Here is a 12,497-nt window from a genome sequence, read left to right on the forward strand (position 1 = left end):
CGGCCTGTTGCTAGCGCCAGCCGCGCGCGCGCGCGCGCTGTTCGCCGTCGGCATCCAGCGCCTCGCCGGCGATCCGTGCATCCACCGCCTGCAGCACGGCGGCCGGCATCGGGCTGGCCGCCATGCGCATGCCGCCGCCGTCGTGGCGTTCGCCGGCGGGCACCAGCAGTTCCACCCGCCATGCGCCGTCGCGTTGGCAGGCCAGGCCGGCGCTTGCACTCGGCAGGGCGAAGGTGCGGCAGTAATGGCCGTCGTGATCGCGGAAGCTCAGGCCGATGCGCACGCTTCCCTGGGACTGGCCGGACAACTGCTGCGTCAGTGCCTGCGCCAGCGCGCCCTCGGCGACGCCACCCTGGGCCGCCGCGACCGTCGGGCCGTGCGCATCGCCCTGCGGCAATTGCCGCTGCGCGATCCACAGCCCCAGCAACAGCGCCGCCGCCAAGGCCGCCGGCAGCGCCCAGCGGCGCCGCGCACGCGGCCGCAGCGGCGTCGGCCGGCTGGCTTGCGCCGTTACCGGGACGGGCGAGGACGGCAGCGCTGCGACATCGGCGTGCTGGCCGGGCGCGCCAGTGGGCCGTGCACGCGCAGCGGCGAGCAGGCGCGCGGGTACCGCTTCGTCCAGCACCGGGGCGAAGCCGGCGCGCAGCCGCGCCTGCAGGCTGCGCAGCCGTTCCAGGGCCTGTGCCAGCTGCGGGTCGCTGCGCAACGCCGCTTCCACCTGGGCGGCCTGCGCCGCATCCAGTTCGCCGTCGGCGTAGGCCTGCAGCGTGAGTGCGTCGATCGTGGTGTTCATGCGGTCGCCTCCAGTGATGCCTGCAGGGCTTCGCGTCCGCGCGCGAGCCGGCTGGTGAGTGTGCCGAGCGGAATCTCCAGCACCGCCGCGGCATCCTTGTAGGACAGGCCTTCGATCAGCACCAGTGCGATCGCCAGGCGTTGTTCCTCGGGCAGGCCGGCCATCGCGGCCTGCACGGCCATCCAGTCCTGCTGCCGCTCCAGCGGCGTGTCGCCGACGTGTTCGCCCTCGGTGGCATCCACGAAGACCTGTCGCCGTCGCCGCTGCGCCCGCACCTCGTCGATCCAGGCGTGGCGGATGATGCCGTACAGCCAGTACTGCAGCGGCGTCTCCGGCCGCCATTGCCCGGCGCGGCGCAGGGCGCGCTCGATCGCGATCTGCAGCAGGTCGTCGGCGTCCTCGCGATGGCCGGCGACGGCACGCGCGAAGCGCCGCAACTGCGGCAGCAGGGTACAGATGCCGTCGCCGACGGCGGCCGTGGGATCGGCGTGCATGTCGGTGATACGTTCGGCGGAGGGGTTTTCTTCCATGGGCGCGGCGCGGCGTTCACCGCGTGTCGGGATGGCAGGATTAGTGTGGCACGCCAACAGGGGCGGACAACGGAGCGGGGCATGGCGACGGGCAGGCGAATGCGCTGGATGGCCGTGGCATGGCTGGCGGTGGCGACACCAGCGTTGGCGCAGCTGGCGCTGCCGTCGGCCGGCGGGCTGGTGCAGGACGTCACCCAGGGCATGCAGGGCGGCATGAATCGGGTGGGAGAATCGCTGCAGGACGCGCGCGGCGAGGTCGAACGGCTGCGGCTGAAACGCCTGCAGGCGCTGCTGCGCAGCGATCCGCGCGGGCTGGAGCGCGACGAGGGCGGCGCGGTGGTGATGCGCGGGCAGGTGGTGGCGCTGGAGCCGGATCCGGCGGCGCTGCAAGCGGCGCAGGCGGCCGGCTTCGCGGTGCTGGAGCAGCGCAGCTTCGGCGAATTCGGCCTGCGCCTGGTGGTGCTGCAGGTGCCGTCGGGCCTGTCCACGCGCCGCGCCCTGCAGCAACTGCGCGAGCGCGATCCGCAGGGCGAGTACGACTACAACCACGTCTACAGCGGATCGGCGGCGGTGCCACCGGCGCCAGCCAGCGCGTCCGCCGTTCGCGCAGCCGAGGGTGCCGCGACGGGCGGCTTCGTGGTCGGGCTGATCGACAGCGGCGTGGACGCCGCGCATCCGGCGCTGGCCGGCGTGCAGGTGCAGACCTGGGGCTGCGACGGGCAGGTGCGCGCGCAGCCGCATGGCACGGCGGTCGCCTCGCTGCTGGCGGGACGCGCGGTGGCGCACGGGCCATTCGCGCGGACCCTGTATGCGGCCGACATCTATTGCGGACAGGCCGATGGCGGCACCGTGGTCGAGCTGGTCGGGGCACTGGCATGGATGGCGCAGCAGCAGGTGCCGGTGATCAACATCAGCCTGATCGGCGGGCCCAACCGTGCGCTGCAACTCGCCGTGCAGCGCATGCTCGCGCGCGGCCACGTGCTGGTCGCGGCCGTGGGCAACGACGGCCCGGCGGCACCGCCGCTGTACCCCGCGGCCTATCCCGGGGTGATCGGCGTCACCGCGGTGGATGCGCGTGCGCGGGTCTTGCCGGAGGCGGGGCGAGGGCCGCAGGTGGCCTTCGCCGCGGTCGGCGAACTGATCGCCGCGGCACCGCAAGGCCGCTGGCAGACGCAGCGCGGCACCTCCTTCGCGGCGCCGCTGGTGGCGCGGCTGGCGGCGCAGGCACTGTCGCAGCCGAATCCGCAGGCGGCCGCGCAGGTGCGCACGCAGTTGCAGGCGCAGGCGAGCGATCTCGGTGCGCCCGGCACCGATCCGGTGTACGGCGCCGGGCTGCTCGGCGCGGACCTGCCGCTGCAGCGCGCGCCGGGCGGCTGAACGCATTCTGTCTGCGTCCCGCCTGCACGGGATGTTCTGCGTCGCTCGATTCGTAGGGAGACATGAGAGCCGCAGATGGCCTGCGGCGACACGAGGAGAATGCGATGAACGGCAAGACTCTGTTGGCGAGCGCGGTGCTGGTGGCGTCGGTGGCGCTGATCCCGGGCGTGGCCGGCGCGCAGTTGCTGGGCGGTGCGGGCAGCGTGGGCGGTGCGGTCAACGGCACCCTGGGCGGCCTGGGGGGCGGCAGCCTCGGCGGCAACGGCATGGGCGCAGGCCGCCTGGACGCCGGGGTTCCGCTGGATCGCGCCCGCAGCGGCATCGAGCAGTCGTCGCAGCGTGCGCGGATGGCGGCGCAGCGGGCGGCGGCGCGTGGCGCGGCCACCGCGGACGGCGCGGCGCATACCGCCGACGCTGCGGTGAACCAGGGCCGCACGCTGGCCGGCAATGCCGCCGCCAGCGGCAGTGCGGCGGCACGCAGCGCGGCCGGTAGCGCGATGGGCCAGGCCGACGGCGCGCTCGGCGCGGCGACCAGCGCGGCCAATCCCACCGCGGCGCTGGCGACCGCCGGCAATGCCGCCGGTGCAGTCAATGGCATGACCGGTAACGGTGCTGCGTCGAGTGCGGCCGGTAACGGCAGCGGCAACGGCGCCGCCAGCGGCGGCAGCCTGCCGACGGTGCCGACGGTGCCGACGGTGCCGGCGCTGTCCGGCAGCGGCAGTGCCAACGGTGCGGCCAGCGGCAGCGCCTCGCACAGCGCGGGCACCCATGGCGGGTCGGTGTCGGGCCAGGCGGGTGCGGGTGGCCAGGGCGGTGTGCAGGCCGGTAGCGGTCAGGCGCAGGGGCAGGCCGGCGGCAATGCTTCGCTGGGTGCCAGCATCAACGCCTCCAGCGACGGCCAGTAAGCCGCTGACGGTCACGCGCGGCGTACCGCGCGTCGCCATCGCGACGGCAGGCTGAAAAACACGACGCCCGGCTGAGCCGGGCGTCGTGCGTGTTGCGTTCTGCGGTCAGTCGCGGGTGTGTTCCGCCGCGACCTCGTCGCGACGTGGCGGCACGGCCGCACGGGCCGTGCCGCGCTGCGCCCTCAGCGTGCGCTCGGCGTCGCCGCCGGCGTGGCGTTGAGGCCGCGCTTCTCCAGCAAGGGTTCGATCTGCGGCGCGTGCCCGGCGAAGTCCTGGAACAACTGCATCGCATCGACGCTGCCGCCGCGCGAGAGCAGGGTCTTGCGGAAGCGGTCGCCGTTGGCGCGGCTCAGCCCGCCATGCTGCTTGAACCACTGCTGGGTGTTGGCGTCCAGCACCTCGGCCCAGATGTAGGCGTAGTAGCCGGCCGCGTAGCCGCCCATGATGTGGCTGAAGTACGGCGTGCGGTAGCGCGGCGGCACCGGCGCATAGGCGATGCCGTCGGCGGCCAGCGCCTTGGCCTCGAAGTCCATCACGCCCGATGCCGGCGGCACCTGGCCGGCGCTCAGCTGGTGCCAGCGCTGGTCGAGCATCGCCGCGCCCAGGTACTCGGTGGTGGCGAAGCCCTGGTTGAACTTGGCGGTGGCCACCACCTTGTCCAGCAGCGCCTGCGGCATCGGCGCGCCGCTCTGGTAGTGCTTGGCGTAGTGCTTGAGGATGGCCGGATCGTCGGCCCACATCTCGTTGACCTGCGAGGGGAACTCGACGAAGTCGCGCGGCACGCTGGTGCCGGAGAAGTACGGGTACTTCACGTTCGAGAACATGCCGTGCAGCGCATGGCCGAACTCGTGGAAGGCGGTAGTGACCTCGTCCCAGGTCAGCAGGGTCGGTTGCCCGGCCGGCGGCTTGGGAATGTTGAGGTGGTTGGCGACCACCGGCTTGTCGCCGGTCAGCGCCGACTGCGACACGTAGGAGCTCATCCAGGCGCCGCCGCGCTTGGACTCGCGCGCGTACATGTCGGCGATGAAGATCGCCAGCTGGCTGCCGTCGGCGTCGAACACGTCGTAGACCAGCACGTCGTCGCGGTAGGTGGGCAGGTCGGTGCGCTGCTTGAAGGTCAGCCCGTATTCCTGGTTGGCGGCGTAGAACACGCCGTTTTCCAGCACGTTCTTCAGTTCGAAGTAGGGCTTGAGCTGGGCCTCGTCGAAGTCGTACTTGGCCTGGCGCACCTTCTCGGTGTAGTAGGCCCAGTCCCAGGCCTCGAGCTTGAAGCTGGGCTTGCCGGCGGCCTTCTGCTCCTGGTCGATCATCGCCTGCAGGTCGGCGGCCTCGCGCTTGGCGTTGGCCACCGCGGCCGGGGCCAGCTTGCCGAGCATGGCGTTGACCGCTTCGGGCGTCTTCGCCGTTTGGGTTTCCAGCGAATAGGCGGCGTGGTTCGGATAGCCGAGCAGCTTGGCGCGGTCGGCGCGCAGGGTCATGATCCGCGACACCAGCGCGGTGTTGTCGTAGGGGCCGCCGTGGCTGCCGCGCGACACCGAGGCTTCGTAGATCTTCTGCCGCAGGGCGCGATCCTTGAGCTGGGCCAGCGGCGGCTGGCCGGTGGTGTTGAGCAGGGCGATCACGTACTTGCCGTCGAGCTTGCGCGCCTTGGCTGCTTCGGCGGCCGCGGCGATCTGCGCGTCGGACAGGCCGTCGAGCTGCTTGACGTCGTCCACCACCACCGCGGCGGCGTTCACTTCGGCCAGGACGTTCTGGCTGAACTTGGTGCCCAGTTCGGCCAGTTCGGCGTTCATCGCCTTGAGCTTGGCCTTGTCGGCGTCGTTGAGCTTGGCGCCGTCGCGGACGAAGTCGCTGTGGTACTTCTCGATCAGGCGCACGCCCTCCGCGTCCAGGCCGAGCTGGTTGCGGGTGTCGTACAGCGTCTGGATGCGCGCGAACAGCTTGGGATTGAGCGCGATCGCGTCGCGGTGCGCGGCCAGCTTGCCGGCGTACTCGGCCTGCAGCTTCTTGCGGGTGTCGTTGGTGTCGGCGCCGACCAGGTTGAAGAACACGGTGGTGGCGCGGTCCAGGACCTGCCCGCTCTTCTCCATCGCCACGATGGTGTTGTCGAAGGTCGGTTTGGCGGTCTGATCGGCGATGGCCTGCATTTCCTTCAGCTGCTGCGCCATGCCGGCGTCGAACGCGGGCGCGAAATCGCTGTCCTTGATCTTGTCGAACTGCGGGTAGTGCAGCGGCAGCGGGCTTTCGGCGAAGAACGGGTTGGCCTGCGTGGCCGCCGTGGCGGCGGTGGGCGTGGTGGCCGGAGCGGCGTAGGCGGGCATGGCGAGTCCGAGCGTGGCGGCGAGGGCAAGGGCGAGGCGAGAGGTCATCAAGCGGTATCCGCAATCATGGTGATCGGGCAGGCTACCCCAGGCCGGCAGGCGTGACCCGTGACGAAAGCCATGGGAGCGCTGCAGCATCGACGCTTGTTTCGCAAGGCTTTGCGGCATTTGGCGTGAACCTTGATGCAGTGCGCTTTCGCGCGTGGCGGCGCCGGTGCGGCCACGCATCGGTGATGCGTTGGCGCGTTCGCGCCAACCTCTGCGACGCCGCCTCGCGTATCGGCCCCGGTTGGCTGGCGACGCGTGCGGCCACCGCGTAGCATCGCCTCGACCCAGCGCCGCTGCGGCGCGCCGCACCACGAGGATCCATGGACACGCCGACCACCGCCTACGCCTTCACCGCGACCACGCTCGACGGGCAGGCGCAGCCGCTTGCCGACTACGCCGGCAAGGTGCTGTTGATCGTCAACGTCGCCTCCAAGTGCGGTTTCACCCCGCAGTACGCCGGACTGCAGGCGCTGTGGCAGCGCTACCGCGAACGCGGGCTGGTGGTACTGGGCTTTCCCTGCGACCAGTTCGGCCACCAGGAACCGGGCGATGCCGCCGAGATCCGCCAGTTCTGTTCGCTGAGCTACGACGTCGATTTCCCGATGTTCGCCAAGGTGCAGGTCAACGGCGACGGCGCACATCCACTGTGGCGCTGGCTCAAGCAGCAGAAATCCGGGCTGCTCGGCATCGCCGCGATCAAGTGGAATTTCAGCAAGTTCCTGGTCGGCCGCGATGGCCAGGTGCTGGCGCGTTATGCGCCGACCGACAAGCCGGAAGCGCTGGCTGACGAGATCGAGCGGGCGCTGGGGTGACGATTCGCCGGGGAACTCCCGGCGTGATCCCGGGCTGCCGTGATGCGGCTCTTGTGGGAGGGACTTCAGTCCCGACGCTTTTCAGCTAAACGCGTCGGGACTGAAGTCCCTCCCACAATGTTTCGTCACTATTCGCTTTGACCTGCTGCCGTGTCGCTTATCCGGCTGAAGCCGCTCCTATGATCGGAGACGCGCAGCGCCGTCACTTCTCGACGAACGCGCGCTCGAACACGTAATGCCCCGGCGAGCCGATGCGCGGCGAGGCGACGAAGCCGCGGGCGTCCAGGGTGTGGCGCAGGTCGGCCAGCATCTGCGGGCTGCCGCAGATCATCGCGCGGTCGTGTTCCGGGTTCAGCGGCGGCAGGCCGAGGGTGCGCTGCATTTCGCCGCTCTCGAGCAACTCGGTGAGGCGGCCGCGGTTGCGGAAGTCCTCGCGGGTCACCGCCGGGTAGTACAGCAGCTTCTCGCGGATGGTCTCGCCGAGGAACTCGTGCTGCGGCAGTTCCTTCTCGAAATAGTCGCGGTAGGCCAGGTCCTTCTCGAAGCGCACGCCGTGGGTGAGGATCACCTTGTCGAAGCGCTCGTAGGTTTCCGGATCCTTGATCACCGACAGCCACGGCGCCAGGCCGGTGCCGGTGCCCAGCAAGTAAAGGTGGCGGCCCGGGTGCAGGTCGCTGATCAGCAGGGTGCCGGTGGGCTTCTTGCCGACCAGCACCGAATCGCCCGGCTTGATGTGCTGCAGGCGCGAGGTCAGCGGGCCGTCCGGCACCTTGATGCTGAAGAACTCCAGTTGCTCTTCCCAGTTGGCGCTGGCGATGGAATAGGCGCGCAGCAGCGGCCGCGTCTCCGTCTCCAGGCCGATCATCACGAACTGGCCGTTGTCGAAGCGGAAGCCGTCGTTGCGGGTGGTGGTGAAGCTGAAGTAGTCCTCGGTCCAGTGGCGGACATCGAGCACCGTTTCGGGGCCAAAAGCGGAAGACATGCCGTTGATCGTGATGGGGAAGGAACGGCGGCCATTCTACCCCATGCCGGTTCAAATGAGATCAACTCTCATTTGAGGGTCGGGCCGATCCCGGCGATCCGGCTCACTTCTCGAACGAGACCTCGTAGGACAGGTACAGCGGCGCCTGCGGCGGCGCCAGCAGCGGGCGCTGGCGCAGGAAACGTTCCAGGCACAGGGCCAGCGGCGTGGTGCCGTTGCGCCAGCTGGCGCCGACGCTGCCGTCGGCCTGCACCTGCACCACCACGGTGAACGGCGAGGTGTCCGGACGCGGCGTGGCGCAACTGGCCACGCCCTCGTCCAGCGCCGCGCGCTGCAGGGTCTGCAGGCGTTCCTGCATGGCCGCCGGCAGGCCGGCCTCGTCGCGGTCGGCCAGGGCCTTGGCCGCGGCGTAGTCGGACGGTGCCGGCGTGTCGGCGGCGGGAGCGGCGAGCGCCGGGACGGCGAGGGCGGCGGCGAACAGGCAGGGCAGGGTGCGGAGCATGGCGGTGTCGGAAGGGGCGGACCAGGCTCAACGATACCCAGCGGCCTGCAGTTCGAACAGTTCCGCGTAGCGGCCGCCCTGCGCCATGAGTTCGTCGTGGGTGCCGCTGGCTTCGATCCGCCCGTCGGCCAGGACCAGGATGCGGTCGGCCATGCGCACGCTGGAGAAGCGGTGCGAGATCAGCACCGCGGTGCGGTTGTCGGACAGCTCCTTGAAGCGCTGGAACACCTCGAACTCGCTGCGCGCGTCCAGCGCGGCGGTCGGTTCGTCGAGGATCATCACCTGTGCGTCGCGCATGTAGGCGCGGGCGATGGCGATCTTCTGCCACTGCCCGCCGGACAGGTCCACGCCGGTCTTGAAGCGGCGCCCGATCACCTGCGCGTAGCCCTGCGGCAGTCCGTCGATCAACTCGGCGGCCATCGCCCGCTGCGCGGCGGCGCGGATCCGCGGCGCGTCGTCCAGCGCGTCGACCTGGCCGACGCCGATGTTCTCGCCCGCACTGAAGTGGTAGCGCACGAAATCCTGGAAGATCACGCCCAGGTTGGCGCGCAGGTCGTCCAGGTCGTAGTCGCGCAGGTCGCGGCCGTCGAGCAGGATGCGGCCTTCGTCCGGGTCGTACAGCCGCGCCAGCAGCTTGACCAGGGTGGTCTTGCCGGCGCCGTTCTCGCCGACCAGGGCCAGCACCTCGCCCGCGCGCAGGGCGAAGTCCAGGTGCCGCACCGCCCACTGTTCGGCGTCCGGGTAGCGGAAGCCGACGTTCTCGAACACGAAGCCCTGCACGATCGGCCGCGGCACCGGTACCGCGCCCGGGCGGGTGCGGATCTCCGGGACGATGCGGAAGAACGAGTACAGGTCGTCCAGGTACAGCGCCTGCCCGGCCACCTGCGAGAAGCCGATCAGCAGGCCTTCCAGCAACTGCCGCAGGCGCAGGAAGCTGCCGGCCAGGAAGGTCAGGTCGCCGATGCTGAAGTCGCCGCGCACGGTGCGCCAGGCGATGTAGCCGTAGGCGCCGTAGTAGCCCAGCGTACCCAGCGCCGCCAGCAGCGTGCCCCACAGCATGCGCTTGCGCGCCAGCGCGCGGTTGGCCTGGAAGTAGCGGTCGGCCAGGGCGCGGTAGCGCGCGATCAGGAAGTTGTGCAGGTTGAAGATCTTCACTTCCTTGGCGGTCTCGACGCTGGCGCCGAGCTGGCGCAGGTAGTCGAGCTGGCGGCGCTCGGCCGTCCACTGGAAGTTGAGCGAGTAGCCCAGCGCGTTGAAGTGCGCCTCGCCGATGAAGGCCGGCACCAGCGCCACCGCCAGCAGGGCGATGAGCCACGGCGCGTAGACCAGCAGGCCGACCGCGAAGCTGACCACGGTGATCGCGTCCTGCACCTGGCCGAACAACTGGCTCATCAGGTTCATGCGGCCCATGGTCTGGCGCCGCGCGCGGTCCAGCCGGTCCTGCTGCTCCGGATCCTCGAAATCCTCCAGGTCCAGCTGCGCGGCGTGCTCCATCAACTGCATGCTGGTGGTGTTGTTGAACAGCTCCGACAGCAGGGTGTCGGCATAGCTGACCAGCCGCCCGAGCAGGTCCGAGGCGATCGCCAGCGCCAGCTCCAGGCCCAGCAGTTCCAGCAGCCGGTTCAGGCGGCCGCTGGCCAGGGCCTGGCCCAGCGAATCGAAGCCGGGCGATTGCGCCACCAGGTGGATGGCCTCGTCGATGATCAGCTTGCCGACATACAGCGCGGCCACCGGCAGCAGCGCGCGGATCACGCGCAGGCCGATGCTGCTGAGGGTCAGCCAGCGGCTGGTCTGCCAGATCTGGCGCAGGAACGGCGGCAGGTTGCGCATCGCGTCGAAGCGCTCGCGCAGGCTCGGACCGGTGCGGGGCGCGGCGCGGGCGCCGCCATGGGAGAGGGAGGTGGAGGCCATCGGCGCATTGTGCCGGGGCAGGGTGTGGGCGGGGAGTGTGGGCTGCGCGGCGACGAAGGCTGCACCGGCGCTGACCCGATGGCTGGCGCGCGCTTTCTAAGGGCGGGGCATGGGGTAGCCTCGTCGCTGTCCAGCCGAGGCTGTTGCCATGTTCGATCCCGTTTCGTGTGCCGTCGCCCGCCTGCGTGCGCACCTGCCGTCGTGGCGCGAACTGCTCGGCTGCACGATTCTCGTCCTGCTTGCCGCTGCGCTGCTGCGGTGGGGCGACGCGACCATGCTGGTGCTGACGCTGTCGTATGGAGTCTTCGCGATCGGCTACAGCCTGTTCCGCTTGTTCGGCGGTCATGGTGGCATCGACCTCGATCAGCTCTGGCGCGAGGTGCTCAATGCGGTTCTTGGTCTGTGTTGATGGGGTGTTGGTTGCGGCGCGGGCTGTCCGGCGCGACGGCATGTGTCATGCGGCGTCCCGCACCCTCACCCCAACCCCTCTCCCGGGGAGAGGGGCGAGCGCTTCCCTTCTCCCTGCGGGAGAAGGTGCCCCGAAGGGGCGGATGAGGGTACGGGCGAAGCCTCGAAAATGCTTGCTACTGCCAGGCGTTCCATGGCGGCCGTACCCTCACCCCAACCCCTCTCCCGATGGGAGAGGGGCTGATTGTGCGGCTCGCGGGAGCCTTTCGGCTTACTCGTCCAGCCGCAAGGTCAGGCACTTTGCGGCGCCGCCGGCCTTGAGGAATTCGTCCAGCGGGGTCTGCACCACGCGGTAGCCGATCGCGGCCAGTGCGGCGCACAGTTCGGGCGAGGCGCGGTTGAGCAGCAGGGTGTCGTCCAGGTCCACCGCGTTGCAGGCGAAGGCGAGGGCGTCGGCCTCGCCGACGGCGATGCGCCGCGAGGCCGGGATGTGCTGGGCGATCGCCTGTTGCGCGTCAGCGTCGAACGCGGCCGGGTAGTACAGCAGGTAGCCGTCGCGCAGCGGGCAGAAGCAGGTGTCCAGGTGGTAGAAGCGCGCGTCGACCAGGCGCAGCGGCACCACCTCGATGTCCAGCAGGTCGGTCAGCTCGTGCGCGGCGGCCAGGTCGCTGCGGTGGCCGTGGCCCATCCACAGCCGGCGTGCGCCGCGGTCCAGCAGCGCATCGCCGGCGCCTTCGAAATACACCTGCTCGGGCAGTTCGCAGATGCGCAGGCCGGCCTGGCGGCACCAGGCGGTGAACAAGGCTTCCTCGCCACGGCGTTCGGCGTGGCGGAAGCGGCTGGGCACGAAACGGTCGCCGAGCACCAGGCCGGCGTTGGCGCTGAACACCATGTCCGGCAGGCCCGGCGCGGCAGCGATGCAGTCGACGCGGGCGCCTGCCGCCTCGGCCGCGGACACCAGCGCGTTCCATTGCGCCTGCGCGCGCTCGCGGCTGGCGGCGTGGACGTTGCCTTCCATCCACGGATTGATCACGTAGTCCACCGCGAAGTGCTGCGGCGCGCACATCAGCAGGCGATGGCGGTAGCGGGCGCCGGCGCGGGACTGCGGTTCGGGGGAGGCGAGGGCCAGGTCGGTCTCGTCGACCAGGCCGACAGCAAGGGCGTTCTCGATCATGCGCGCGCTCCACGTCTGGGATGCGCGCCACGCTAGCGGCGGCGTGTTGCGGGGACATGTCGGTGGACTGGTGGCGTACGCCAGCGGGATGATCAGCCATTCGGCTGCTGAAAAGCCGGGGATTCGGGATTGGGGATTCGGGCAAGCAGAGTCGCGCGCGCTGGGTTTGCCTGGTGTTGGCATGCGTGGTCGTGCGTCCAGCGGTGAGCATTCGGGAGTTTTGAAATGCTACGCATCCTTGCCGACGACGCGATCCTGCCTCCGAATCCCCAATCCCGGCGCGCAGCGCCCTTACGGCAGCGCCGGCTGCAGTCCCACGCCCAACCGGTTCCAGGCGTTGATCACCGCCACGGCCATGGTCAGCGCGCTGATCCCGGCCGGGTCGAACTGCGCTGCCAATGCGTCGTAGGCGGCCTGCGGCGGCGCGCCGGCAGGCAGCGTGGTCAGCGCTTCGGCCCAGTCCAGCGCGGCGCGCTCGCGGGCGTCGAAGAAGCGGCTGTCGCGCCAGGCGGCGAGGGTGTCGAGCTTGCGCGGTTCGGTGCCCGCCCTGCGCAGGGCGGTGGCATGCATGTCGATGCAGTAGGCGCAGCCGTTGAGCTGGGAGACGCGCAGGAACACCAGTTCGGTGAGGGCGCTGCCGAGCGTGCCGTCGTGGACCTGCTGGCTGGCGCTGAGCAGGGCGCGGAATGCGTCGGGTTCGTGGCGGGTGTAGTCGATGCGATGGAAAGGCATGG

12 protein-coding genes are annotated in these 12,497 nt (G+C 70.5%); 4 read left to right on the forward strand and 8 right to left on the reverse strand.

Going from position 1 to position 12,497, the window contains the following annotated elements; genetic code table 11:
- Positions 1-10 precede the first annotated feature (10 nt).
- Both RAB70_RS11985 and RAB70_RS11990 read right to left on the reverse strand, forming a co-directional pair.
- Positions 11-793 carry a hypothetical protein gene (locus RAB70_RS11985; protein WP_148829722.1) on the reverse strand — a complete coding sequence of 261 codons (783 nt, stop codon included), beginning with the start codon at positions 791-793 and terminating at the stop codon, positions 11-13.
- Positions 790-1,323 carry an RNA polymerase sigma factor gene (locus RAB70_RS11990; RefSeq protein ID WP_017916986.1) on the reverse strand — a complete coding sequence of 178 codons (534 nt, stop codon included), beginning with the start codon at positions 1,321-1,323 and terminating at the stop codon, positions 790-792. Before RAB70_RS11990 ends, RAB70_RS11985 begins: the two co-directional genes overlap by 4 nt.
- A 108-nt stretch (positions 1,324-1,431) precedes the next feature.
- Here RAB70_RS11990 and RAB70_RS11995 point away from each other — a divergent pair, with 108 nt between their 5' ends.
- Both RAB70_RS11995 and RAB70_RS12000 read left to right on the forward strand, forming a co-directional pair.
- Entirely contained in the window at positions 1,432-2,700 is a 1,269-nt protein-coding gene (locus RAB70_RS11995; protein ID WP_225851700.1) for a S8 family serine peptidase, read from the forward strand.
- Positions 2,701-2,804: 104 nt separating this feature from the next.
- Entirely contained in the window at positions 2,805-3,605 is an 801-nt protein-coding gene (locus tag RAB70_RS12000) for a hypothetical protein (RefSeq protein ID WP_148829721.1), read from the forward strand.
- Between the two features lie 182 nt (positions 3,606-3,787).
- Here the strand turns inward: RAB70_RS12000 and RAB70_RS12005 are convergent, their stop codons facing one another.
- Positions 3,788-5,974 carry a M3 family metallopeptidase gene (locus RAB70_RS12005; RefSeq protein WP_192578978.1) on the reverse strand — a complete coding sequence of 729 codons (2,187 nt, stop codon included), beginning with the start codon at positions 5,972-5,974 and terminating at the stop codon, positions 3,788-3,790.
- A 320-nt stretch (positions 5,975-6,294) separates the two neighbouring features.
- Between RAB70_RS12005 and RAB70_RS12010 the strand changes: the two genes are divergently transcribed.
- Entirely contained in the window at positions 6,295-6,786 is a 492-nt protein-coding gene (locus RAB70_RS12010) for a glutathione peroxidase (protein WP_017915538.1), read from the forward strand.
- 202 nt (positions 6,787-6,988) lie between these two features.
- On the opposite strand, the gene RAB70_RS12015 is transcribed toward RAB70_RS12010, so the two are convergent.
- From RAB70_RS12015 to RAB70_RS12025, 3 genes are all read right to left on the reverse strand, one after another.
- Positions 6,989-7,768 carry a ferredoxin--NADP reductase gene (locus tag RAB70_RS12015; protein ID WP_026143480.1) on the reverse strand — a complete coding sequence of 260 codons (780 nt, stop codon included), beginning with the start codon at positions 7,766-7,768 and terminating at the stop codon, positions 6,989-6,991.
- A gap of 103 nt (positions 7,769-7,871) precedes the next feature.
- Complete coding sequence (locus RAB70_RS12020; RefSeq protein WP_017909042.1) at positions 7,872-8,270, reverse strand: hypothetical protein; 399 nt, start codon at positions 8,268-8,270, stop codon at positions 7,872-7,874.
- Between the two features lie 27 nt (positions 8,271-8,297).
- Positions 8,298-10,181: an ABC transporter ATP-binding protein gene (locus RAB70_RS12025; protein ID WP_148829720.1), complete on the reverse strand. Its 1,884-nt coding sequence runs from the start codon at positions 10,179-10,181 to the stop codon at positions 8,298-8,300.
- A 148-nt stretch (positions 10,182-10,329) separates the two neighbouring features.
- Between RAB70_RS12025 and RAB70_RS12030 the strand changes: the two genes are divergently transcribed.
- Positions 10,330-10,590, forward strand: a complete 261-nt coding sequence (locus tag RAB70_RS12030; RefSeq protein ID WP_148829719.1) for a hypothetical protein — start codon at positions 10,330-10,332, stop codon at positions 10,588-10,590.
- Positions 10,591-10,860: 270 nt separating this feature from the next.
- On the opposite strand, the gene RAB70_RS12035 is transcribed toward RAB70_RS12030, so the two are convergent.
- Positions 10,861-11,763: a dimethylarginine dimethylaminohydrolase family protein gene (locus RAB70_RS12035; protein ID WP_148829718.1), complete on the reverse strand. Its 903-nt coding sequence runs from the start codon at positions 11,761-11,763 to the stop codon at positions 10,861-10,863.
- Positions 11,764-12,054: 291 nt separating this feature from the next.
- Positions 12,055-12,495: a carboxymuconolactone decarboxylase family protein gene (locus RAB70_RS12040; protein WP_148829717.1), complete on the reverse strand. Its 441-nt coding sequence runs from the start codon at positions 12,493-12,495 to the stop codon at positions 12,055-12,057.
- Between the last annotated feature and the right edge of the window lie 2 nt (positions 12,496-12,497).

Origin of the sequence: Xanthomonas sontii (assembly GCF_040529055.1) — a bacterium.
In the GTDB taxonomy this organism is placed as follows: domain Bacteria; phylum Pseudomonadota; class Gammaproteobacteria; order Xanthomonadales; family Xanthomonadaceae; genus Xanthomonas_A; species Xanthomonas_A sontii.